This is a genomic window from Corynebacterium sp. BF-R-2, from assembly GCF_024586525.1.
Lineage (GTDB): Bacteria > Actinomycetota > Actinomycetes > Mycobacteriales > Mycobacteriaceae > Corynebacterium > Corynebacterium singulare.
Genome location: NZ_JAMFTP010000005.1, coordinates 48,494 through 71,530, shown reverse-complemented (window position 1 = coordinate 71,530; position 23,037 = coordinate 48,494). Strand labels below are relative to the sequence as shown.

The 23,037-nt window shown below is 60.5% G+C and carries 18 protein-coding genes and 1 tRNA gene; 8 read left to right on the top strand and 11 right to left on the bottom strand.

The genetic code is table 11. The features are described from left to right. The first annotated feature begins 379 nt into the window (after positions 1 to 379). On the top strand, positions 380 to 1,348 hold the full coding sequence (locus M5J09_RS04535) for a SpaA isopeptide-forming pilin-related protein (RefSeq protein ID WP_257157106.1): 969 nt from the start codon (positions 380 to 382) through the stop codon (positions 1,346 to 1,348). Continuing rightward, on the top strand, positions 1,348 to 5,160 hold the full coding sequence (locus M5J09_RS04530) for a SpaA isopeptide-forming pilin-related protein (RefSeq protein ID WP_257157105.1): 3,813 nt from the start codon (positions 1,348 to 1,350) through the stop codon (positions 5,158 to 5,160). The genes M5J09_RS04535 and M5J09_RS04530 overlap by 1 nt, the downstream gene beginning before the upstream one ends. A 263-nt stretch (positions 5,161 to 5,423) precedes the next feature. On the opposite strand, the gene M5J09_RS04525 is transcribed toward M5J09_RS04530, so the two are convergent. Next, a tRNA-Gly gene (locus M5J09_RS04525) sits at positions 5,424 to 5,497 on the bottom strand. 105 nt (positions 5,498 to 5,602) lie between these two features. Between M5J09_RS04525 and dcd the strand changes: the two genes are divergently transcribed. Both dcd and M5J09_RS04515 read left to right on the top strand, forming a co-directional pair. Beyond that, positions 5,603 to 6,175: a dCTP deaminase gene (gene dcd / locus M5J09_RS04520; protein WP_257157104.1), complete on the top strand. Its 573-nt coding sequence runs from the start codon at positions 5,603 to 5,605 to the stop codon at positions 6,173 to 6,175. Positions 6,176 to 6,228: 53 nt separating this feature from the next. Next, a complete protein-coding gene (locus tag M5J09_RS04515; protein ID WP_257157103.1) occupies positions 6,229 to 7,560 on the top strand; it encodes a UDP-glucose/GDP-mannose dehydrogenase family protein in 1,332 nt (443 codons plus the stop codon). On the opposite strand, the gene M5J09_RS04510 is transcribed toward M5J09_RS04515, so the two are convergent. Then, complete coding sequence (locus M5J09_RS04510; RefSeq protein ID WP_257157102.1) at positions 7,490 to 8,716, bottom strand: YibE/F family protein; 1,227 nt, start codon at positions 8,714 to 8,716, stop codon at positions 7,490 to 7,492. The genes M5J09_RS04515 and M5J09_RS04510 overlap by 71 nt on opposite strands. Before the next feature lie 121 nt (positions 8,717 to 8,837). Here M5J09_RS04510 and M5J09_RS04505 point away from each other — a divergent pair, with 121 nt between their 5' ends. Further along, a complete protein-coding gene (locus M5J09_RS04505) occupies positions 8,838 to 10,085 on the top strand; it encodes an HNH endonuclease signature motif containing protein (RefSeq protein WP_257157101.1) in 1,248 nt (415 codons plus the stop codon). A 53-nt stretch (positions 10,086 to 10,138) separates the two neighbouring features. Here M5J09_RS04505 and M5J09_RS04500 read toward each other — a convergent pair whose 3' ends face one another. The 4 genes from M5J09_RS04500 to M5J09_RS04485 all read right to left on the bottom strand — a co-directional run bounded on the left by M5J09_RS04500 (position 10,139) and on the right by M5J09_RS04485 (position 16,076). Next, entirely contained in the window at positions 10,139 to 11,362 is a 1,224-nt protein-coding gene (locus M5J09_RS04500; RefSeq protein WP_257157100.1) for a pyridoxal phosphate-dependent aminotransferase, read from the bottom strand. Between the two features lie 10 nt (positions 11,363 to 11,372). Continuing rightward, positions 11,373 to 11,984 carry a DUF1707 domain-containing protein gene (locus tag M5J09_RS04495; RefSeq protein ID WP_257157099.1) on the bottom strand — a complete coding sequence of 204 codons (612 nt, stop codon included), beginning with the start codon at positions 11,982 to 11,984 and terminating at the stop codon, positions 11,373 to 11,375. 18 nt (positions 11,985 to 12,002) lie between these two features. Next, positions 12,003 to 13,232 carry a cation:proton antiporter gene (locus tag M5J09_RS04490; RefSeq protein ID WP_070538217.1) on the bottom strand — a complete coding sequence of 410 codons (1,230 nt, stop codon included), beginning with the start codon at positions 13,230 to 13,232 and terminating at the stop codon, positions 12,003 to 12,005. A gap of 78 nt (positions 13,233 to 13,310) precedes the next feature. Further along, complete coding sequence (locus tag M5J09_RS04485) at positions 13,311 to 16,076, bottom strand: (Fe-S)-binding protein (RefSeq protein ID WP_257157098.1); 2,766 nt, start codon at positions 16,074 to 16,076, stop codon at positions 13,311 to 13,313. 115 nt (positions 16,077 to 16,191) lie between these two features. Between M5J09_RS04485 and M5J09_RS04480 the strand changes: the two genes are divergently transcribed. From M5J09_RS04480 to M5J09_RS04470, 3 genes are read left to right on the top strand one after another with little or no spacing between them, the layout of a single operon-like run. Beyond that, entirely contained in the window at positions 16,192 to 16,764 is a 573-nt protein-coding gene (locus M5J09_RS04480; protein ID WP_257157097.1) for a DUF6230 family protein, read from the top strand. Then, positions 16,754 to 17,173, top strand: coding sequence for a DUF6114 domain-containing protein (locus M5J09_RS04475; RefSeq protein WP_257157096.1), 420 nt, complete (start codon positions 16,754 to 16,756; stop codon positions 17,171 to 17,173). The genes M5J09_RS04480 and M5J09_RS04475 overlap by 11 nt, the downstream gene beginning before the upstream one ends. After that, entirely contained in the window at positions 17,166 to 17,774 is a 609-nt protein-coding gene (locus M5J09_RS04470) for a hypothetical protein (RefSeq protein ID WP_257157095.1), read from the top strand. The genes M5J09_RS04475 and M5J09_RS04470 overlap by 8 nt, the downstream gene beginning before the upstream one ends. 80 nt (positions 17,775 to 17,854) lie before the next feature. Here the strand turns inward: M5J09_RS04470 and M5J09_RS04465 are convergent, their stop codons facing one another. From M5J09_RS04465 to M5J09_RS04445, 5 genes are all read right to left on the bottom strand, one after another. Then, a complete protein-coding gene (locus tag M5J09_RS04465) occupies positions 17,855 to 19,780 on the bottom strand; it encodes an ABC transporter ATP-binding protein (RefSeq protein ID WP_257157094.1) in 1,926 nt (641 codons plus the stop codon). Further along, a complete protein-coding gene (locus tag M5J09_RS04460) occupies positions 19,781 to 21,499 on the bottom strand; it encodes an ABC transporter ATP-binding protein (RefSeq protein WP_257157093.1) in 1,719 nt (572 codons plus the stop codon). A 76-nt stretch (positions 21,500 to 21,575) separates the two neighbouring features. Then, positions 21,576 to 22,142 (bottom strand): TetR/AcrR family transcriptional regulator, encoded by a 567-nt coding sequence (locus tag M5J09_RS04455; RefSeq protein WP_257157092.1) that lies wholly within the window; start codon positions 22,140 to 22,142, stop codon positions 21,576 to 21,578. Between the two features lie 136 nt (positions 22,143 to 22,278). Then, a complete protein-coding gene (locus tag M5J09_RS04450; protein ID WP_144792957.1) occupies positions 22,279 to 22,536 on the bottom strand; it encodes a transporter in 258 nt (85 codons plus the stop codon). A gap of 45 nt (positions 22,537 to 22,581) precedes the next feature. Next, positions 22,582 to 22,842, bottom strand: coding sequence for a transporter (locus M5J09_RS04445; protein WP_144792960.1), 261 nt, complete (start codon positions 22,840 to 22,842; stop codon positions 22,582 to 22,584). Between the last annotated feature and the right edge of the window lie 195 nt (positions 22,843 to 23,037).

Here is a 23,037-nt window from a genome sequence, read left to right as displayed (position 1 = left end):
TGAGTGAAGGGGTGCGGGGATTGGGGATGGGCGTCGGAAAGCGCAGCGCATTGATGGGGGACTGACGACGCACCTGCTCAGAGAGATATCAACTCAGCATTTTCTTGGCCAAAGAACGTGAGTACCGCGTTCCCGCCAAGCACTAATTGCGCGAAGAGCAAATTTTCAAGACTTTTGCTTGAAACAACCTTAAAAAATGCTGGCGTCTAAGTTGAGTCCTGAAAGAAACTTAGATAATATTTGAAGGAGTCGCATAGGTTATGGGCAAATTGTTAAGAATCATGCCTAAGTCCCTTATGGATCCGTGGTTCTTGGCCACTTGCTAGCCCGTTACTGCTAACCGATGTGAGCAGACTATCTCTTAACAAAGAAAAAGTTTATGAAAAAACATTATTCCCTTTCTTCCTCGGTGTTCGTGGTTGCGTTGTGTGCTGGTCTTGCTGGTCCTGTGGCTGCTGCGGATGAGCGTGTGATTTCCGGTAATGACCGGGGTGTTAGTGCTTCTGCGGTGGATTCGTCGCGTTTGATTGATGTGACGTTTCGTAAGATTCCGTTGAATCCTTTTGATGATCGTGAGCCTGGTGCTTTGCCTGATGGTGGGGTTGCGGGTCTTTCTTTCACGCTTTTTAAGGTTCGTGGTGTTGATGTCACGACTGAGGCTGGTCGTGCTGCTGCTAAGAAGATGACTGTGGCTAAGGCGCGTGAGGCTGGTGTGGACAAGGTTGCGTCTGAGCTGACGAATGCTGAGGGTAAGGCTTTGTTTACTGGCCTTCATCCTGGTTTGTATTTGGTGGAGGAGTCTGCGCCAGATACCCAGCATGATTATCGTTTGTCGGATCCGCGTCTGATTATTCTTCCTCTGGGTAATCCGGCTGGTACGGAGTTTGAGTATGACTCTGTTGCGGTGATGAAGGGGCGTCCTTCGACTCCGCCGGAGACTACCATTCCGCCGGTTCCTCCGAAGACGACTACTCCTCCGGTTCCCCCGGAGACGACTACTCCGAAGACGACTACTGCGAAGACGACGTCGCCGAAGGTTCCTCCGGAGACGACGACTCGGGAGAGGCCGGGTGAGTCGACTACTGATGATCGTGATCGTCCGCCGCGTGAGGGTTTTCCTCCAAGGGAGCGTACGACTCATCCTGATGGGCCTGGTGTAACGACTGAGCGTGGCGTTCAGGTTCTGGGTGAGGAGCCGCCGGAGGGTGGTTCTGGTTCTGAGTCTGGTTCTCGTTCGGTGAATGTGTTGGCGTCTACTGGTGCTAGTGTGCTGGGTCTTGTGGGTGTCGGTGCTGTGTTGATTTTCGCTGGTTTGTGGCTTTCGCGTCGTCGGAAGGGTGAAAGCTAGTGAAGAAGCGTTCTTTTTTCTCTCTATTTCCTTTTGGAGCTACTGTGTCTCATCTTAAGAATTTCGCTGTGAGCGCTTCGCGTGGCTCTATGGCTGTGTTTATTGTTGGTGTCGTTGTTGCTTTGGTTGGTGCGATGATGCTGTTTGCTCCTGCTGGTTTTGCCCAGGAGGATCCCGAGGCTGACGAGGCTTTGGTTGCTTATGACGAGGCATCCGATGTCGATGGGCTGGCTGAGGAGAGTACGTCGGTGGAAACGGCTATCGATGATGCGCCTGCTTCTGCATCTGATTCGGCGCCTGCTTCTGCGTCTGCTTCTGGTGAGGAAGCTTCTGAAGCGTCCGAAGCTGTTGAGAAGCCGGAGGATTCCAAGGATCCGGTGAGTGTTGTTCGTGATGGTGATATTGACACTGTGACGATTGATGACCGGGATGCTAAGGCATGGCGTGATAGTGAAACTGGCAAGGAGAAGGTCTCTGATGATGCTCTCTATGGTATTTCTCGTGAGTCCGATGCCGGGATTGATGAGATTGTTGAGGTTGAGGCTGACGGCGTCGTCGTTGATGAGGATGCTTATGGCTTCATCTATGACGATGAGGACAAGCTGGATAAGATCGTTATCGATTACTACGGCTTGAAGACTACTCCGCCGGAGACTTTGACCTTGAAGGTTAAGTCTTCCAAGGAGGGTGAGTACTCCATCCTGGATAAGGGTGATATTCCGGCTAAGGCTAAGGTGCAGGATGCTGGTTTCTTGCCGGATCCTTCTGCTGAAAAGCAGGAGAAGATTGACAAGGCCAAAAAAGAAAACCGCGCAGCCGACACCCAGTCTGGTACGCGTCGTCTTGACACTGATGCCCCAACCGTAGAGCGGGGTAGTACTAACTATCCGATCTTGAACTCTGCCATTGGTGGTTCGTACACGACGACCATGTTTGTCAATAAGATTGTTGTACGCGATAAGCGTGGTTCGCTTATCCAGGGTCTTGCTGAGAATGGCGATATCATTTTGAAGAAGCAGACGCACACCTGCCGTTTGAATTCCAGGAATGTGGAAGTTCTTGAGAAGACTGGTGGTAAGGCAAGCCTGATCGCCATTGATACCTCGGGCTGCAATACCGGCGCCAACGATAGGAAGCTGGATATCTGGGAAGGCCAGAACCCTAAGAACGTCATTTCTATTCAGCTGCGTGCTTCTAGCAACAGTAGTGCTGATGATTTCGATGTGTATCTGTTTGCCTCAGCTAATCAGAACGAGAAGGCTGGCGACGTCCGGATTCCTGGTGGAATTCCTGATGAAGACGAGTGGACCAAAGATGTCGACAACGGCAAGCTGACCACTAAAACTGAGGCCTTGCGCACTCGCGGTGACTTTAAGGTCACGATGACCCGTGAGTTTGATAAAGGTGGCGATATCGACAGCGCGGTGTCTGCCCAGGTTAAGCACATCAATGGTGCTTTCTTGGATAACAACGCGATGTTGCCGAAGCTGACGGTGTTGAATGCCGATGGCTCTGTCATCAAGGAAATTGAGGGTAAGGCTGACGAAGGCGTCGGCGTTCTGGATGACCTGAGTGGCAACCATTGGGGTGGTGTTACCTTCTCGCAGGACGTTGAGGGTATCACGGTTCCTAATGGTGGCAAGATCGTTGTAGAGATGGGCTTCCGCAAGAAGTCGGGTGCTCGTGTCGAGGACCATTTGAATATGCAGCCACTGGGGCCAGGTTCGCTGAATGTGGACTTGGCTAGCTCTGATGAGCACTTCGAGCTGAAGACTGTCGGCGATATCGATGCTACGGCCCGTGTGATTTCTCGAGATAATCCATACGAGGATCGCATTAAGATTACGTCGCGTTCGAAGTTTGAAGGCGCTACGGTGACCGTAAAGGCCGACCCGAAGTCTCTATTCCCTGGATTTGCTGAGGGTTACGGATTCGAAATTTACTATCCTGGTGGCAAACCTGACGGGAAAACCGGAATTGAAAAAGGCTATAAGCTAGTCATCAAAGACTCCAAGGTCGATCGAGCAGCAGGAATTGTTACCTACTCGGTAGGCGTAGCTACCGAGGATGATAAGCCTGTTGACTCCGCGTTGGTCGAAGCTGGTACTCAGCTCTCCGTAAAGTCGCTTTTTGCCAGCGAGCCCAGTGGCGTGAAAACTACCGTTGAGGTGGAGGGCAAAGAGATCGCCAAAGCCGCGGATAATTCGTTGGTGCATGGGCTCGGAGATATTCAGAAGTTCCCGGTGGGAGCGACGTCGCATAAAATCATTCCGACCTACCAAACCGATGACCTCTATGGCTTTAACGGTCCCTCCGGACCGTTTAAGCTCAAAGACGTAAATGGCAACGTAACCATTGGTGGACTATGTATTCAACCCTTCTACGGTTACCCTGGGAAAGAACCTAGTTTGAACCCAGCAGACTGGGTGCAGCGTCAGACCGATTTCAATCCTGCGACGGGTGAACCACTGCCTCTTGAAAACCAGCGTGCTGTCAGCTACCTTTTGGAAAAGCTTTATTATAACGGTGCGGACGGTGCTAAGGCTCAGGCGCATATCGTACGGGCCACTACTGATATCGCCAAGCAGGCCGGGTTGGGTGAACTCCAAAAGGAGTACGCGTTTACGGCTGTATATGGTGCAGTGTTGAACCTTGTTGGCTGGGATAAGGCAAGCTTGCAAGAAGCCTTCAAGGAACAGCAGCCGAAAGGAAGCACAGCGCGGGACGAAGCGATGGATCGGGGAAAGATCATTGCTGCATGGGTTCTCGAAAATGTTGACTTGAGTACTGTGGATGTCAATTACCAAGTCCTTCAGCCTAAAGGAAGCCAGTACTTTGATCCTAATGGCACTGGTAATGGAAAGTGGCTTCCTTGGCAAACTGTAATCGTTCCAGGCGGCAGTGATCTCATGATGACAACGACCGCTTCCCTTGAAGAAAAACGCTTCGACGACTTTCGCTTGCAGACGGTGGATTTGAACGAAGTCGACAAGGCCTATGACCGAGTCGATTTTGAAGGACTTGATCCTCAAACTAAGTATGTACTGAAGACTGAGGTCTACGCTGTGAGCGAAAGCGGCGAAAGGGCTGACAAGCCGGTATACCAGTATGGAATCAATTCCGAAAATCCGCTGACCCAAGATGACATCCGTAACGGTTATAAAGACGTAGCTGTGGACCTGACCAGCATCAAGGATAAATTGAGCGTTGGGCGGTATGTATTCTTCGAGACCATTGAGTCCGGAGGCAAGACAGTATTGCAGCACGCGAATAAGGATGACTTGGCTCAGAGTTTCTGGATTGAAGAGTCTAAGGGCGCCAACTTCACCTTCACCAAGGTTTCTGCAGACAACCATGAAGACAAGCTGACGGATGCTTCCTTCGTAATCGCCAATAACAAGGAGATGGATGGTGCTCAGCCGGTCTTTCCGGTCGAGAAAGGTTCGGCCACCTTCACCGTAAAAGATCTTGAAATTGGCCAGCCGTACTGGCTTGCTGAGACCAAGGCACCAAGTACGTCAGGCAAGAATTACCAGCTCCTGCCGGAGCCGATTAGCTTCAAGATTGACACCGATGGGAAGCTGAAGTTCTGGTCCGCCGGCGAGTGGACTACGGGTGATGCCTTCCCATTCGTCGACCCGAAGTCGACGACCGATGAGACGACTGGCAAGATTTATGCCACAGCGAATATCGCCAACGTCTGGATCGGTGACCTGCCTAAGACTGGTGGCAACGGTATTGCGCCGTGGCTGCTGTTGGGTGGTCTGATTATGGCGGCTGGTGCGCTGATGGGTAACCGTCGTCGTGCATAGCTGCTAGCCCGGTGGCTGGCAGCGTGAGCTGCTAGTGCATGCGGTGTGCTGCCTGTGGCCCCTGGTTCCTGATGGAGCTGGGGGCCACAGGCTTTTTCTGCTTCTGGTGAGTGAAGGGGTGCGCCCCTAGCACCAGAATTGGAAAACCGGCACCCCAGAACAAAACAAACTGAGAAGCCGGTTTGTCAACGATGTCGCGACTCACCTGTCAAGTATGTCGCGACTCATGACAGTGGAGCCGACGACGGTGGAGCCGACGACGGTGGAGCCGACGACGGGAATCGAACCCGCGCCAGCAGCTTGGGAAGCTGCAGTTCTACCATTAAACTACGTCGGCACGGTGCACGTTATGCACGGATAAAAGCTTAGCACCGCCACTGGGAAGGTCCGCAAATGGCCCTGTAGGAGGGGAGTAGGCCTAGGGCCGCGTAGACTATAAGCCGTGCTTCTTTCTGATCGTGACATCCGTGCCGCCATCGCAGCAGATGGCCCCGAGCGTCTGAGCATCGAGCCTTATGACGCTGAGATGGTTCAGCCCTCTTCTATCGACGTGCGCTTGGACAAGTTCTTCCGCGTGTTTAATAACTCGCGCTACACGCACATTGACCCCAAAGAGGAGATGCCGGACCTCACCAGTGAGGTCGAGGTCGCGGACGGCGATGCCTTCGTCCTGCATCCGGGCGAGTTCGTGCTGGGCGCAACGTTGGAGAAGTTCACGCTCCCGGCGAACCTCGCGGGGCGTTTGGAGGGCAAGTCTTCCCTGGGACGTTTGGGTCTGCTGACGCACTCCACGGCGGGCTTCATCGATCCGGGGTTCTCCGGTCACATCACGCTGGAGCTCTCGAACACGGCGAACCTGCCTATTACCCTGTGGCCGAACATGAAGGTGGGCCAGTTGGCCATTTTCCAGATGTCGTCGCCGGCGGAAGCACCGTATGGCTCTGGCGCACTGGGATCGAAGTACCAGGGCCAGCGCGGGCCGACGCCGTCGAAGTCCTATCTGAACTTCCGTTAAACTTTTCAGCCCCGTCGCGCATGCCGTCTGCGTAGCGCCTAAAATAGCCGGTTATGCGTATGACTGTTATTGGTACCGGCTACCTGGGTGCGACGCACGCCGCCTGTATGGCGGAGCTCGGCCACGAGGTACTCGGTGTAGATGTAGATGAAAAGAAGATTGAGGCGTTGAAGAACGGCCGCGTGCCGTTCTACGAGCCTGGCCTGCCGGAGGTTCTCGAGCGCAACATCGAGTCCGGTCGCTTGGATTTTTCCACCAGCTATGACGACGCCGCAGAGTTTGCCAACCTGCACTTCCTCGGTGTGGGTACCCCGCAGGCCCACGGCTCTTATGCAGCGGACCTGACTTATGTTAAGTCGGTCATCACCGAGCTGGTTCCGCGTCTCAAGGGCGAGCACGTCATCTTCGGTAAGTCCACCGTCCCGGTGGGCACTGCGGCGGAGCTGCAGCAGATGGCTAATGACCTCGCCCCGGAGGGCACCAGCGTGGAAATCGCGTGGAACCCGGAGTTCCTCCGCGAGGGCTACGCCGTCAAGGACACCATTACCCCGGACCGTATCGTCTTGGGCGTCCGCGCGGGTGAAAGCCGAGCCGAAGAGCTTGCCCGCGAGGTCTATGCCCAGCCGCTCGTGCAGAACACCCCGTTCATCGTGACGGATCTGCAGACTGCCGAGTTGGTCAAGGTCTCCGCCAATGCTTTCCTCGCCACCAAGATTTCCTTCATCAACGCCGTGTCCGAAATCTGCGAGATTGCCGGTGCTGACGTGGTCAAGCTTGCCGACGCCATTGGTCACGACGAGCGCATCGGCCGCAAGTTCCTCGGCGCTGGCCTGGGCTTTGGTGGCGGCTGCCTGCCTAAGGACATCCGCGCCTTCATGGCCCGCGCTGGTGAGCTCGGCGCCGACCAGGCTCTGACCTTCCTCCGCGAGGTCGACGCCATCAACATGCGCCGCCGTGACCGCGTTGTCGACTTGGCCAAGAATGCCTTCGACGGCTCTCTCCTCGGCCACCGCGTCACCGTGCTGGGCTGCGCCTTCAAGCCGAACTCCGATGACGTCCGCGATTCCCCGGCCCTGTCTGTCGCCGGTTCGCTTTCGCTGGCCGGCGCCGCTGTGACGGTCTTCGACCCGGAGGGCATGGAGAACGCCAAGAAGGTTTTCCCCACCCTCAACTACGCGCCGACTGCCGACGCCTCCCTCAAGGACTCCGAGCTCGTCATCCTCGCCACCGAGTGGCAGGAGTTCCGCGACCTTGACCCCGAAGCCGCAGGTGAGCTCGTCGCGCGCCGCCACATCATCGATGGCCGTAACGTGCTCAACGTCGATGCTTGGCGCGCGGCCGGCTGGACTGTTGACGCCTTGGGCCGCGTCCTTCCGGCATCGTAAACGCCGCAATTGCCGTGGTCAGTGGCACCGCGAGGGTCAAGGCCATGGCGCCGAGCAGCGAGCGCATGACCTCCGTAGCCACGAGGTCACTGGACAGAATCTGACCCGCCGGGCGCTGCGCCGCCGTGATGAGGATGAGCAGCGGCAGCGCCGCGCCGGTATAGGTCAGCACGATGGTATACACCACGGACGCGATGTGGTCGCGGCCCACCTTCATTGCGGACGCAAACAGCTTTCCGGGCCCCGCCGCAGGATCAGCTGCGTGCAACTCCCGCACGGTAGAGGCCTGTGCCACCGCGATGTCGTTGAGGCTGCCGAGCGCGCCCACGATGAACCCGCACAACAGCACACCCACGATGGGCACCCCGGGCATGTAGAGCAGTAACTTGAGGTTGTCTTCCGAGCTGGCTCCGGTCAACGCCGTGCTGCTTATCGACGCCCACCCCAGCGCCCCCGCAATCCCCAACGCCACCAATGCGCCACCCAGCGCCGAGGCGGACTTCCAATTCACTCCGTGGACGAGTGGTACGACGAGGAAAATGATCGCCGCGCAGGCCACCATAGCCAGCGGCAGCGGCGCGTGCCCTTCCACCAGCGAAGGCACGAGATAAAACAGGACGATGGCGAGGCTAATCCCCAAACCTAGCAGCGCGCGCAGGCCATGCCACGCGGCAAAGCCCACGATGATGACCGCCGCGATGATCGCCCACAACGCTAGGTTTCCACCGCGTCGGTAGTCTGCGAAGGCATAGGTTCCGTCCGCTGAGCGTGAGAGCATGACCTCGTCGCCGGTAGTGAGCGACGGTTCACCCGCCACCCCATAAAACACAAGCTGCGTTAAGCGGCCTTTGTCTTCGCCGGACGTAAGGTCAAGGAGTACGCGGGTACAGGAGGTGTCATCACCAGAAGCTGGAATGAGTGGTTGCTCATCGAATGCTTTCCCTGTGTGCGGGTCGTTGCACAAGTGGTTATCCACAGTCGTGACCGTACCTTCGACTTGCGGCTGGTTGAGGGCATACGTCGACGCGAATTCAGGGCTGGTGTGCTCCATTAGTGCACTGGTGGGGCGGAGTATAAGTAGGCCAGCCAACGTTGCGAGCGCTGCTGCTGCCAAGAATCCGAGAAGTCCCGTCCGCCATGGGCTTAGGTGAGTCATGCCTACTATTGTGAACGATTTTCACGAGTATGCAAACTTATGCTGATGCCTTCAACAAGTTGTCCACAGGCTTCGTCCCGAACTGTTGTGCAGGCCGTCTGTGCCCAATAGCGTCGCTGGCATGAATCTAGTTGAAGCGCATCTTCGCAGCCAGGCGGCGGGCATTGAGCTCGTCGCCGGCGTTGCGGGGCTCAGTCTCGATCAGCTCCGGGCGTGGGGTCCGGAGTCAGCAGCCCTGTCCCTGCTGGCGCTTTTCGACGTCTACTTTTCCCCCACCTCCTTCTCCCGCAAACAGGCCCGCGCTGTCGAGGCCGCTCGCGCCAATAGTCATGATCTGCCTACTCTCAAGCTGATCGAGCGTTTTGCCCGTCGCCTCACGAAACAGCGTGAGGCCTGGGACTTGCGCATCGAGCTGTGCAGTATCAGCGGTGATGAGAAGGTCGTCGCTCGGCATGCCCGCACCCGGCTCCGCGAGCTCGCCCCTCCGTCCGCCCCGAAGCCTGGTGTGAACATCCGCAGGGGCAAGGAGATGTCGAAGCTCACGGTGACGGCACCACCAGCCGTGATCGAGGACTTGCGCTACAACATTGACGAGGATGACCCCGTGGGTTCGTTCACCGCCGCGTTTCGTGAGGGCCGCCTTGCCCGTCCCGTTGCTCAGACCTTCGCCGTCATGGAGCTTCCCGAATATGCCCAGATCCTCGGCCGCCTCGGAGACCCTTCCACCCCGCGCCCTGATTCCCATCCCGTTCCTTCTGCAGCGTCTGGCTCTGATTCCACTGGTCCTGACCTGGGTGACATTGTCGTTCAGCTTTCTAACGGTGCGAGAATCACCGGTGCGGAACTCATCGAGCGTGAGCTCGCCGAGGAAGGCCTCGTCATGCTCGTTGACCGCGTTCACGGCCCCGTCGATTTGCACCGCACCCAGCGCCTCGCTTCCGACAAGCAGCGCATCATGGCCATTGGTGAGCAGCCCACCTGCGCCTGGGATAGCTGCCTGTGCGGCGCGGACTACGCCCAGATTCACCACATCACCGAATGGCGCAACGGCGGCGAAACCAACCCCGAAAACCTCACCCCGCTCTGCGCATACCACAACGCCATCAACGGCCTTCCCGGCCGCGGGCGTATCGTGCGTGAGAATGGCCGAATCAAGTGGCAGCCGCCAGGACCCCGCGACCCGCGCGAGCCCGTTCACCCGCACCGCGCTCCCCGCTCCCAGCGCCTGCACAACGCCCGCACCGCCGGAAACACTTCCGGCACTGCGAGCAATGCCCGTCGGGACATCGAACCGAACCAGAGGGCAGCCAGCACCCCCACGGGGAAGGCATCACCCGCCGGACCAGCCCCACCCCGCGGCGACCCTTAACCACCCCGCCCTCCCCGCTCGGTTATGCGAGCAGGGAGGAGGGCACGCCTGCGTTATTGGCGGTAGCTGGCCAAGAAATTGCCCAGACGTTCAATCGCATTCCCCAACTGCGACGCCCACGGCAGCGTCACCACACGGAAGTGGTCCGGCGTGGGCCAGTTAAAGCCGGTACCTTGCACCATGAGGATTTTCTCGGCGCGCAAGATGTCGAGCATGAGCTTCGAGTCATCGCGAATGTCATACACTTCCGGGTCGAGGCGCGGGAAGCAATACAGCGCGCCCATCGGCTTGACCACGGAGACACCGGGAATCTCGTTGAGCTTCTCGTAAGCAATGTTGCGCTGCTTGAGCAAGCGCCCGCCCTGACCGGTGAGCTCATAGATGGACTGCCGCCCACCCAACGCCACCTGAATAGCGTGCTGCGCCGGCACATTCGGACACAGTCGCATGCCCGCCAACAGGTCGAGGCCCTCAATGAAACCGCGGGCGTGATTCTTGGGACCGGTCAGCACCATCCACCCGGCACGGTAGCCTGCCACGCGGTACGCCTTCGACAAACCATTGAACGTAATCGTCAGCAGGTCCGGCGCCAGCGACGCAATCGAAATGTGCTTCGCACCGTCGTACAAAATCCGGTCATAAATCTCATCGGCCAAAATCAGCAGATTGTTCTCCCGCGCCACCTGAACAATCTTCTGCAGCGTCTCGCGCGAATACACCGCACCCGTCGGGTTATTCGGGTTAATGACCACAATCGCCTTGGACTTTTCGGTCACCTTTTCCCGAATATCCTCAATCGACGGATTCCAGTCATCCTCCTCATCGCACAGGTAGTGCACCGGCGTGCCGCCCGCCAGCGACGTCGCCGCCGTCCACAGGGGGTAGTCCGGGGCGGGGATGAGGACCTCGTCGCCGTCGTTAAGCAGCGCCTGCGTCACCATCGAAATAAGCTCAGAGACACCGTTGCCCAGATAGACATCATCGACATCAAACGCGGGGAAATCCTCCAGCTCATAGCGCGTCACAATCGCTCGACGTGCGGACACAATGCCTTTCGACGTCGAGTATCCCTGCGAGGTCGGCAGAGCCGCAATCATGTCGCGCATGATGACATCCGGCGCATCAAACCCAAACACTGCCGGGTTGCCGGTGTTGAGCTTCAGAATGTTATGCCCGTCGAACTCCATGCGCTCGGCCTCCGCGGACACCTCGCCGCGAATGTCATATGCAACGTCCTGCAGTTTCGTGGATTGATCAAAAATCCGATTGTGAGTCATGCGGGCTATGTTACTTCTGGTTCCACTCCTCTAGCTTGCGTTTCGCCAGATTCATGGCGTCTCCAGTAATTTCGCCTGCTTGCCGACGCCTCTCTTCCCACTTCGCCTGCTCCAACGCCTTCATCTGCGCGCGCTCCAGGGCTCCTGCAGCCTTGAGTTCGCGCATGCGTTGGCGCTCGACCTGCCGCGGCGACGGGCGGTGCCACGACTCCGGACCCACCTTGGCCACGTAGAGCATGATCCACAGCGCCGGAATGAGGAACAGCAGCCCGGTTCCCGTCATGGCAGCTGTCAGTCCAGTCAAAGCGTTGAAAGAAACTATCGAGCCAAAGATCAACCCCAGCGAGCCCACCATCGCGGTGGCCAGCCGTGGCTTTTTCGTAGCCTGGTAGGCGCGCTCCATCTCGCCCTGCGAGTAGATCTTGAGCTCCGTGCTGGCCTTGGTGGGGATATCCATGAAGATATCCGCAAGCTCGCGGCGGGTCGAGGCCTGCATCACCGCGTCGGTACGCTCCTCGAACTCATCCAACGAGAGACGGCCTTCCCCCAGAGCCTGGGCGAGGTCGTTGACGGCGTCGGTCCGTTCGGCGTCGGAAAGCCGCATGCTGAAAGGATTAGTCACAATCCCTACTCTAGCAGCCTATTCTTCCGACTTAACCGGCTCCTTTTCGCGAACCAGGCTGGCAATGAACGGGAAAATAGCTACGGTCAGAGCGCCACCGGCGATGAAGATGGAGGCCATCTCGTTGTCCACGATTCCCGAGGACTCCGCCAGCGACATCACAGCCACAATGATCGGCAGGCCCGTTGCCGCGTAAAGGGCAACCTGAATGCGCTCACGCGTGGTTTCCACATCGGAACCAGTGTGGTGAATGTTCTCACGCAGGAACACCGGCAGGCCGCGCGTGACCAGAATAAGCAGCGGGATTCCGAGGACCTTAACCGGCTCGCTCACGATAACGTTCCAGTCAATCGCCATGCCGGAAATGACGAAGAACACCGGGATGAGCATGGAGTAGAACACCACGTCGAGGCGGTTCTCCAAACCCTTGTGAAACTCATCGGGGATGATGCGGTTCAGGATGATGCCGGCCGCGAAGGCACCTAGCACGATGTCGAGCTCGAACACCGCCGTCACCGCCATGAGAATCGCCAGAATCAAGATGATGAGGCGCATGATGGTCTGGTTCGTCGACCCCGCCCCAGAAATGAAGGCGTCCTTAAACCACGGCATCAGCGTTGTGATGGCAAATGGCATCAGCGCCACGGCCACCGCGATGCCGATGAACGCGAGCAGGATGAGCATTGTCGCCAGCGTGGACCGCGAACCCAGCAGCAGGGCCATCGCAGTGATAGGCGCAACCTCACCGATTGCACCATGAATAATTACCGAGTCTCCCACCCGCGTGCCGAGCAGCTTGTCCTGCTTCAGCATCGGCGTAATCGTGCCGAGCGCTGTCGACGTCAGCGCAATCGCCATCACGATAGCCCCCGGGATGTCATCCATGAGGAAGTAAGCACCAATACCGCACGCCACCATGCAGATTGCCCACGTGGAAAAGCCAGTGACGGCTTCCTTGGACTTCAGCGTTGCCAGGTCGATCTCGAAGCCAGCAAGCAGGAACAGCGCGCCGACGCCCAGCTCCTTGAGCATGCCGATGCCTGGGTCTTCGTGCGCCAAATCCAGCATCGAAGGGCCGATAATCATGCCGAAGAAAATAAGCAGCGCCACGGCCGGCATCTTCTTACCCGTCAAGTGGGATACCAGCGGCGCGAGCAGCGCTACCGCCATAATCCATGCGAAGGACACCAACGAGTCGGTGTAGTTGCTTTCGCCCGCGGCGAGGACGTAGGGCACGTCAGAAATCATGACTAGAGAGTACCCGCGCCGTCCTCACCGCGCCTACTTTTCTTAAGGGCTCAGCGCAACAGTGTGGGCGACGTCGCACTAGTCCTCGGTCGGTGGCGTCGGGGCCTTCGGTGCGTCTGGGGCGTTTCGTGACGCTGCTGCGCCTGGTGCTTGTGGTGCCGCCGGAGCACTGGGCGTCTGAGGCGCTTGCGGAACTCCCGGCGCAGAAGTCGCGCCCGGCGCAGCCGGAACCGCCGGTGCAGCAGGCGCGCCCGGGACCGCCTGCGCAGTGGGTGCCTTCGGCGCAGATGGGGCCGCTGGAGCACTAGGTGCTGCGGGTGCGGCGGGTGTGTCCGGTGCCTGTGGAGCACCCGTTTCCGCCGGTGCGCTTGGCGCTGGGGGAGCCGCCGGTGCTGCAGGAGCAGCAGGCGCAGATGGGGCCGCTGGAGCACTAGGTGCTGCGGGTGCCTTAGGCGCACTTGGTGCTGACGGCGCGGCAGGTGCACTTGGTGCTGACGGCGCGGCAGGCGCCTTGGGTGCATTCGATGCTGACGGGGCGCTAGGAGCAGAAGACGTAACCGGAGCACTCGGCGCTGCCGGAGCGGTGGGCGCGCTGGGCGCTGACGGCGCGGCAGGTGCACTCGGCGCAGCGGGAGCGGAGGGGGTAGCGGGCGCTGGCGACGACGCAGCGGCAGGCGTAGCCGGGGCGGACGGAGTGTGGGGAGCGGCAGGCGCAGGAGCGGACGGAGCGGCGGGCTCGGACGCTGGGGCGGGAGCTTCCGTCGCGGAGGCGGCGGGGGAGAGAGGCAGGCGGCGCGGCGTATCGAGGAAGGCCTTCTCGCGCGGGGCGGGGAGGTCGCCGGTGGGGGCGATGGCGTCGCGAAGCATGAGCGCGACGTCGTTGACCTTGGGCTGTGCTTCCGGGGCGACGGCCTTCACGCCGCCGGTAAGCATGACGTTACAGAACGGGCAACCGGTGGCGACCTCAGCAGCGCCGGTGGCCACGGCCTGCTCGGAACGGAACTCGTTGATGCGCTGGCCGGTGCGCTCCTCCATGAACATGCGCGCGCCACCCGCGCCGCAGCAGAAGGCCTCGTCGCGGTTGTGGTCCATTTCCGCCAGGGAAGCGCCGGTGGCCTCAACCAATTCACGCGGCGGGTCGAAGACCTTGTTGTGGCGGCCCAGGAAGCACGGGTCGTGGTAGGTGACGGGGCGGCGGTTCTCCGGCGAACGCGGCACGGGGACGAGCAGCTTCTCGCGAACCAAGCGGTTAAGCAGCTGCGTGTGGTGCAGAACATCAAAGTGGCCGTCGAAGTCGGGGTATTCGTTGCGAATCGTGTTGAAGCAGTGCGGGCACGTCGTGATGATTTTGCGCTGGCCGGAGGGGACGCCGGCGAAGGCGTCGTTAAGCGCGGCGACATTCTGCTCCGCCATCACCTGGAAGAGGAACTCGTTGCCGGCACGGCGCGCAGGGTCACCCGTGCAGGATTCGCCGGTGGCCAGCACACCAAATTTCACGCCGGCGGTATGCAGCATGTCCACCACGGCACGCGTCGTGGCGCGGCCCTGGTCGTCGTACACACCCGCGCACCCAACCCAGAACAGGTACTCCAGGTCGGAGAAATCCGTGGCGTCCTCGCCGATAATCGGCACCTCAATGCCGTCGGCGCGGGCCTCATCAATCCACGTGCGGCGCTCCGAGGCGTTGCGGCCCCACGGGTTGCCTTTGGTCTCGATGTTTTTGAACATGCCGGTGAGCTCGGACGGGAAATCGGACTCCGCCAGAACCTTGAAGCGGCGCAGGTCCGCAATGTGGTCGATGTGCTCGATATCGACCGGGCACTGGTCCACGCAGGCGCCGCAGTTGGTGCAGGCCCACAGGACGTCGTCATCAATCGTGCCGGCCATGGCCAGCACGTTGAGCCCCTCGTGCGGGTTGTAATTATCCAGCGCCCCCTGCCGCAGGTCCATCATGACCTTCTTCGGGCTTAGCGGCTTCTCGGTGTTCCACGCGGGGCACAGGTCTTGGCAGCGGCCGCATTCGGTGCAGGAGGTGGCGTCGAGAAGCATTTTCCAACTGCCCGGCGTGAGGTCTTCCTCCAGGTCCGGGGTGGGCAGGGACTTCAGCGCCTTCGCACCGTCGGCGTTGCGCTGGAAGAAGATGTTGAAGAACGCCATGAAACGGTGCCACATGACACCCCACTGGAAGTACCGCGCGATGCACGCGATGAAGACAAGGCCCGACAGGAGTTTCACTAGGGCAAAGAACTGCACCATGCTTGGCGACGCCCCCATCATCCCCGCCACATGCATCGTCACGAAATCAGTCCACGGCGACCCACCGCCAAACGTCGCGATGGTGGAGGCCTTCACGAGGAGCATGCCGAGGCCCTCGATGAACACAATGCCTTCCACCAAGCGCGCCGGGAAGACCTGCGAGTTGTAGAAGCGGCTGCCGCGCTCAGTGTGGCCGAGCTTGAGGCGCACCGCGGCGAGGAAACTGATGCCTAGCACCGTGGCGATGCCGAGGACTTCCTCGATGAAGTGGTACACCGGCCAGTCGCTGAGCCACGGCCAACCCTTACCCGGCGCGAAGGTTTGGATATAGGCCTCAAACCACACGACGATGCCGAAGAGGAAGCCCACCATGACCAGCCAGTGCGCGGCGTTGACCAGCGGGCGGCCCTTGAAGTGGGTATGGCCGAAGACCTCGGTGATAACGCGGCCTAGGCGCGCGGCAGGGCGGTCGAAGCGGTTGAGCTGCGTGGGGCCGCCGGAGCGGACGAAGCGGAAGAGCACCCCGACTCGGTAGAAGAAATACAGCCACACCGGGATCGATGCGGCGATGGCAACCCAGCCGTACATGCGCGCTCCTTTATCGCTTGGCTCAATGCTGCCTCCTACCTTAAGGCCTCGGGCTTGAAATCCGGGAGTCGGGATTCAGCTACAATTTTTAGGGTTAACTTTTTAAGGAGGCGCTGTGGGCAGAATCAGTGTTCCGAAGGCGGCGGCGGGTCTTGTGGCGGGCTTCGCCGCATTCGGCGTGGCGGGCTTCGCGGTGGCGCAGGGCGGTCTGACGGCGAACCTGGCGCTGTCCGGTACCTTCTTCAACGTCAACATGCGCCACTTGGAGGGCGAAGGATTTTCGCTCTTCGTGGACAGCGACAAGAAGGGCGAGGAGGACGTCCCCACCGCGCGGTTGAAGCTGGAGCATGCCGTGGCCTCGGACTTGTGCCTCTATGTCACCACGGACCTGCCGGTGGTGGGTGAGTCCACGCTGGCGCTTCAGGCCAAGGGCGACAACAGCGTGGAGGCCACCGATCTCCTCGTCGGCGCCTCAGATATCGAAGGGTCGCTGGTCATGCAGGACGCCAACGTGGGCATTGATGCCCGCCAGCTCTCCCAGACTGCCGACCCTGGCACGTGGGGCCTCTACGCCAAGCACGTATCGCTGACCGCCGACGACGTCCGCGCCACCTCCATCGGCGCGAAGACCCTGTCCGCGAAGAACGTGGGCGTGTCCGTGGAGCGAGGACGCGGCAATGTCTGCTGACACTGACACCGACACCGGCACCGACACCGACACTGCGGCGACGACTCGGACGCGCAGGGCGCGGTTCACACAGTGGCGCGCCGGGCGTCCCTTCATCCCGGGCCTGCTGCTCATCCTGTCTGGCATCGTCATCGCCACGCCGGCCTATTTCACGGTCAAGATTTCTGACCTCCTCGTCATGATCTCCACCGTCTCCGGCGTGTCCACCCTGCTCATCGGCGCGCTGCTCATCATGTTCGGCCTCGGCGCCTGGTTCCGGCCGGCCACCGCGACCTACCTCGGCGTGCTCGGCATCATCGTCGCCGTCATCGCCGTTCCGACGTCCAACTTGGGCGGCTTCCTCATCGGCTCGCTGCTCGGCATCGTCGGCGGCGCGCTCACCTTGGCCTGGGAGCCCAGCGATGATTAGGCTGCGCCCGACCGCCCCGCGTCGCGCGGCCCGCCCTTCGCGCTCACGGAAAGCGGTGGCGGCGGCCGTGGTGGTCGTCGCGGTGAGCGCGAAGGTCGTGGGAGGAGGCGCGGTGAGCGCGCAGGTCGCCCCTGCCCAGCCGTATTTCTCCACGGTGACCGCGACAGAGGTGACGCTGCGGGGCAACGTGGGCGCCACCATCAGCACCACACCCACCGGCGACGGCGAGGCGCGCGTCCTGGAACTGACCGGAGACCGTCTCGACGCGCGTGATTTGGCCATTACGTTGCCCGGCAGCGCCGGCGATGGCCTTCTCACCACCGGCGGCGCGCTCACTACGGTGGAGGGCAATGTGCGCGTTGTGGCGACGTCCCTGACCGCCACGCCCGCCATCGAGGGCGCGCGCACCGTGCCTGTCACGGTCGACCTCACGGGGGACATCAACGAGGTCCTCGACCAGCTCGGCATCCCTCCCGCGCCGGACGCCGCGCTTCCCGACGTCCTCATGGACCACCTCTCGCTCACCAACGTCACCCTCGAACTGGCCAACCTCACGGCCGACTCCTTTGAGGCTCCGGAGATCTCAGTAAGCGTGGACTAGCGTGCGGCGCAGGAAGCGCCGCACAGGGGGACGTACAGCGGTGCGAGCCTGCGTTGAAGTGCGCCGCGTACAGCGGCGCGTTAGGACTCGCGGAACTGGGACTGGTGGAGGCGGTGGTAGGCGCCGTGGGCGTCGAGAAGCTCAGCGTGGGTGCCCTGCTCCACGATGCGCCCGGATTCCATGACGATGATGACGTCGGCATCGCGAATCGTGGACAGGCGGTGCGCGATGATGAAGGACGTGCGGTCTGCACGCAGCGCATTCATGGCCTTCTGGACGAGCATCTCGGTGCGGGTATCCACAGAGGAGGTGGCCTCATCCAGAATGAGCAGCGCGGGCTGGGACAGGAAGGCGCGGGCAATGGTGATGAGCTGGCGTTCGCCGGCGGAAATCGCGCCGCCATCCTGATCAATCTTGGTGTCGTAGCCCTCCGGCAGGGAGTGGACAAACCTGTCGACGTAGGTCGCCTTCGCCGCGGCGATGACCTCCTCGTCGGTGGCGTCGAGGCGGCCGTAGCGGATGTTATCCATGATGGTCCCCTCAAACACCATGGCGTCCTGGAGCACCATGCCCACCTGCGAGCGCAGCTCGTGGCGCGACATCTCGGCGGTGTCGATGCCATCGAGGCGGATCGTGCCCGAGTCGATGTCGTAGAAGCGCATGATGAGGTTGACCAGCGTGGTTTTACCCGCACCGGTGGGGCCAACAATCGCCGCGGTCTGGCCAGGCTCCACGCTCAGGGAGAGGTCCTGGATGAGCGGATTTTCTGGGTCGTAGGAGAAATCGACGCCCTCAAACTCCACGAGGCCCTTCGCGCGGCCGCCCAAGGCAGTGACGGTGTGCTCGGGGGTTTCTTCCTCGGCGTCGAGAAACTCGAAGACGCGCTCGGCCGACGCCACGCCGGACTGCACCTGTTGCATCATGCCGCCGAGCTGGCCCAGCGGCTGGTTGAACTCGCGGGAGTATTGGATAAAGGCCTGCGCGTCGCCGAGCGTGAGGTTGCCGGCAGCCACCTTGAGCGCGCCGAGCACCGCGATGACGACGTAGGACAGGTAGGAGATGAACTGCATGATGGGCATGAGCATACCGGCGAGGAACTGCGCCAGGGAGGCGGAGCGGAAGAGCTCGGCGTTGCGCTTATCGAAGTCCTCCGTCATGGCGTCGATGCGGCCGAAGACGGTGGCGAGATCGTGACCGGAAAAGGCCTCCTCAATCTGGCCGTTGAGGTCACCGGTAGCCTTCCACTGCGCCTTGAACTGCTTCTGCGCGCGGGAACCAATCACCGCGATAACCACGGCGGTCAGCGGCAGCGCCAGCAGCGCCACGAGGGCCAGCTGCCACGACACGGTGAACATCATGACCGTGATGCCCACAACCATGAGCAGGTTATAAAACAGCTGCGAGATGGCCTGCTGGAGGGCGGACTGGATGTTGTCGGCGTCGTTGGTCGTGCGCGAGAGCAGGTCACCGCGCGATTGCGTATCGAAATAGTTGAGCGGCAGCGCGTTGAGCTTGGCCTCGATGCTCTCGCGTAGGTCGAAAACCACCTTCATCACCAGCGAGTTGAGCAGGTAGCCCTGCCACCACTGGAACAGCGAGGAGACCACGTACATCGCGATGACGATGAGGATGATGGTTCCCAGCTTGGAGAAGTTAATGCCGAGGCCCGGGGTGAGGTCCATGGCGGAGGCCATGTCCGCGAATTTGTCCTGGCCGCCCGCGCGCAGCGCCGCGATAGCCTGCTCCTTGGTGATGCCGGCGGGCATCTGGCGCGAAATAACGCCGGAAAAAATGACGTCGGTGGCTTTACCCATCACCTTGGGCGCGGCCACGGCGAGGAACACACAGACGATGTTCATCGCCGCAATCGCCCACAGCTGCACCTTGAACGGAACAAGCAGGCCAAAGAGCCGTTTCGCAGAAGGCCAAAAGTTCTTCGCCTTGCGCGGAGCGTTTTCCCCGGTCTTCTCCTCCAGCTCCGCAGTCTGTGCGTCGTGCTCAGCCATTTATGCCACCTCCGCGGTCTGCTGGGATTCGACAATTTCGCGGTAGGTCTCGGACTTCTCCAGCAGCTGCGCATGCGTTCCGCGCGCGACGATGCGCCCGGCGTCCATGACCAGAATCTGGTCCGCGTCCACGATCGAGCTCACGCGCTGCGCCACGATAATCGTCGTGGCCTCGGCGGTGTAATCGCGCATGGCTTTGCGCACGGCGGCATCGGTCAGCACGTCCAGCGCGGAAAAGGAATCATCGAACAGGTACACCAGCGGGCGCGCCACGAGCATGCGGGCGATGGACAGGCGCTGACGCTGACCACCGGAGACGTTCGTGCCGCCCTGCGCGATGTGCATGTCCAGGTCCTCGACAAAATCTGCCTGCGCGGTGCGTAGCGCGTGCCACAGTTCCTCATCGGTGGCTTCGGGTGCGCCAAGGCGCAGGTTGGAGGCCACGGATCCGCTGAACAGATACGGTTTCTGGGGCACGAGGCCCACGCGCTTGACGACGTCCCCCCGTTTCATCTCGGCGATATCCGCGCCGTCGAGAAGCACGTGGCCCTCGGTGGGGAGGTAGAGGCGCGGGATGAGGGAAAGTGCCGTGGTCTTGCCGGATCCGGTTGCGCCGATGAGAGCGGTGGTGGTGCCGGGGGTGGCGGTGAAGGAGATGTTACGAAGCACAGGTTCGTCAGCACCGGTGTACTGGAAGGTGACGTTGCGCAGCTCGACCACGCCCTCGGAGCGCTCCGGGACGATGGGGTTAGCGGGCTCGTCGATGGAGGGCGCGTGGTCGAGGACATCAGTAATGCGGCGCGCGCAGATGATGGAGCGCGGCAGGATCATCGCCATGAAGGTACCCATCATGACCGCGGCGAGGATTTGCAGTAGGTACTGCAGGAAGGCCGTCAGTGAGCCGACCTGCACGAGGCCTTCGTCCACACGGTGGCCGCCGAACCACAGCACCGCGCCGGTGGCGACGTTGAGGATGACGGTGATGATGGGGAACATGAGGATGAACAGCTGGCCCACCTTAAGCGAGAGCTCAGTGAGGTCGCGGTTGGCGGTGCGGAAACGTTCAGCCTCGTGCTCTTCGCGGGTAAAGGCGCGCACGACGCGGATGCCGGCGATTTGCTCGCGCAGGGTGCCGTTCATGGTGTCGAGCTTGCCCTGCCAGGCGCGGAAGAGCGGCATGAGCTTGACGATGAGCACCGAGATGGCCGCCAGCAGCACGACGACGGAGACAACGACGAGCCAGGACATGCCGGCGTCCTCGCGCATGGCCATGATGATGCCGCCGATGGACATGATGGGGGCGGTGACCATGAAGTTGAGGATCATCATGTAGACCATCTGGATCTGCTGGACGTCGTTGGTGCCGCGGGTAATGAGGGTGGCGGTGCCGAAGTGGCTCATGTCCTCGGCGGAGTAGCGGGTCACGCGGCGGAAGACGTCCGAGCGTAGATCGCGGCCTAAGCCCATCGCCGTGCGCGAGCCGAACCAGATGGCGGCGATGGCGGCAATGACCTGGATGAAGGCCACGCCCAGCATGATGCCGCCCGTGTGCCAGATGTAGTCGATGTCGACCTTGGCCACGCCCTTGTCGATGATCTTCGCGTTCAGCGACGGCAGGTAGAGCGTTGCCGTGGTGGAGAGCGCCTGCAGTAGGAGCACCGCGATGACGTAGCCGGTATAGGGCTTGGAGCGGGATAACAGTATGCGAACGAGTTCCATGTGCCAGCGTTTCGTGCGGAGTGTGCAGTGACCGCGCAAGTTTATCCCTTTGCCCGTGCGAGCGTCTAGCTCGCACCTAGCCCGCGCGCGTGGTGTGCAAGATGAATGACTCCGGCGGGGTGAGGCGCTCAACGGCGAGGGCGATCCGCTGCGTCGACGTTTCCCCTACGCGCATGGCGTGATGGAGGATTGCTCCTTCGTAGAGCGCGTCAAGCACCAGCGTGGTGGGTTCATCAAAATAGGTGGAGAGGATTTCCTGACATGCACGTGTCCATTCCAAAAGGATCATGCGGTGGCGCGGACGGCGAAGCGATAGTGAGTAGAGTTCGCTGCCCAGGATGAGATCGGTTCGTGAACTGGCGGTAGCTGAGAGCATGTCCACGGTGGCGGCTCGGGCCTCCTCGAGAGTGGAAACGCCTTCGTAGAATTCTCGGAATTCGGCAACCGAGCGGTGCGTGAAACCCTGGAATGCGGCGTTTATGAGGCCGTCTTTATCAGAGAAATAATAGGCAATGGAGCCGAGCGCCACATGCGCCTCTGCAGCGACCGCACGCAGGGATAGTCCTGCGACGCCTTCGCGGACAATGGTGTTTAGAGCAGCAGTTATGATGAGGTCTCTGCGCTGTGTAGCTTCTCTAGTCATCTCGCTCCCTGTGCATGGTGATCCTTCAGTCTAGCGTTCACATGTACTGAGAAGTGGGAACGCTAGGGATGCAGAGTCCGGTTGCGGCTTGGGGCCATGCTGGCAGGAAGTTTGCAGCATGTGGACGGCGAAGGTTTTATCGGGCCTGGCTTGATTCCTTCTTCATGAAAATCTTCCAGAGGCCAAGCAGAGCAACGACGGCCCATACCGCCTCAACAATGAACAGTCCCGGGTTGAAGGGAGAAATGGCGGTGTAGACGAATCCGGACGCGCCGAGGAAATTGAGGGATTGGTATAGCGGCGAATCGGCCGTCACGACGCGGAAGTTGAGTAGGCCGTAGGCCACGACGAACAGGATGCCGGCGATGATGCCGATTTCGAAAGCGAAGCTCATTGGGGGTGTTTCTTTCAGTTGGAGTGGAAGCGGGTCGGGCGGGGTCTAGCCTTGGGGGATGGCTTTCTTGCGGTCTCGGTAGATGCGGATAATTCCATACAGACCGAAAAGGGACCAGATGAGCTCAGTGAAGAACACACCGGCGTTAAAGGGCGTGGCGGCCGAAGCGGCGAGGAAGCCAGCACCAATAAAGTTGAGGATTTGGTACGGGTAGTCGTCAACCGTCCATTTCCCAAGGTTGAGCATTGCGAATGCAAAAAGCAGCGCTACAGAGGCGATGAGGCCGAAAATGACCATGGCAGACATTGAGGAAGCATGTCCTTTCAAGAATGGTGTGGATGGTACATCGATGCTTCTCCGGAGCGTGGCTGCCCTTGAAGCGCGTAGCGAATTGAGCGCGAAGATTGGGGCAGAAAGTGGCGTTGAGCTCGACATCGCCAAGTTAAGCACCGCGCCGTCGCGTGCGGTAAATGGGACAAACGGACGGTTTGTGAACGCTTG

Bases quoted from the DNA above. Each gene is read 5' to 3' on its own strand.
- M5J09_RS04445 (WP_144792960.1), bottom strand. From the start codon at position 22,842: ATGTCTGCCATGGTCATTTTCGGCCTCATCGCCTCTGTAGCGCTGCTT.
- M5J09_RS04490 (WP_070538217.1), bottom strand. From the start codon at position 13,232: ATGATTTCTGACGTGCCCTACGTCCTCGCCGCGGGCGAAAGCAACTAC.
- M5J09_RS04535 (WP_257157106.1), top strand. From the start codon at position 380: ATGAAAAAACATTATTCCCTTTCTTCCTCGGTGTTCGTGGTTGCGTTG.
- M5J09_RS04485 (WP_257157098.1), bottom strand. From the start codon at position 16,076: ATGTACGGCTGGGTTGCCATCGCCGCATCGATCCCGGTGTGGCTGTAT.
- M5J09_RS04465 (WP_257157094.1), bottom strand. From the start codon at position 19,780: ATGGCTGAGCACGACGCACAGACTGCGGAGCTGGAGGAGAAGACCGGG.
- M5J09_RS04455 (WP_257157092.1), bottom strand. From the start codon at position 22,142: ATGACTAGAGAAGCTACACAGCGCAGAGACCTCATCATAACTGCTGCT.
- M5J09_RS04460 (WP_257157093.1), bottom strand. From the start codon at position 21,499: ATGGAACTCGTTCGCATACTGTTATCCCGCTCCAAGCCCTATACCGGC.
- M5J09_RS04470 (WP_257157095.1), top strand. From the start codon at position 17,166: ATGATTAGGCTGCGCCCGACCGCCCCGCGTCGCGCGGCCCGCCCTTCG.
- M5J09_RS04500 (WP_257157100.1), bottom strand. From the start codon at position 11,362: ATGACTCACAATCGGATTTTTGATCAATCCACGAAACTGCAGGACGTT.
- M5J09_RS04510 (WP_257157102.1), bottom strand. From the start codon at position 8,716: ATGACTCACCTAAGCCCATGGCGGACGGGACTTCTCGGATTCTTGGCA.
- M5J09_RS04475 (WP_257157096.1), top strand. From the start codon at position 16,754: ATGTCTGCTGACACTGACACCGACACCGGCACCGACACCGACACTGCG.
- M5J09_RS04515 (WP_257157103.1), top strand. From the start codon at position 6,229: ATGCGTATGACTGTTATTGGTACCGGCTACCTGGGTGCGACGCACGCC.
- M5J09_RS04505 (WP_257157101.1), top strand. From the start codon at position 8,838: ATGAATCTAGTTGAAGCGCATCTTCGCAGCCAGGCGGCGGGCATTGAG.
- M5J09_RS04450 (WP_144792957.1), bottom strand. From the start codon at position 22,536: ATGAGCTTCGCTTTCGAAATCGGCATCATCGCCGGCATCCTGTTCGTC.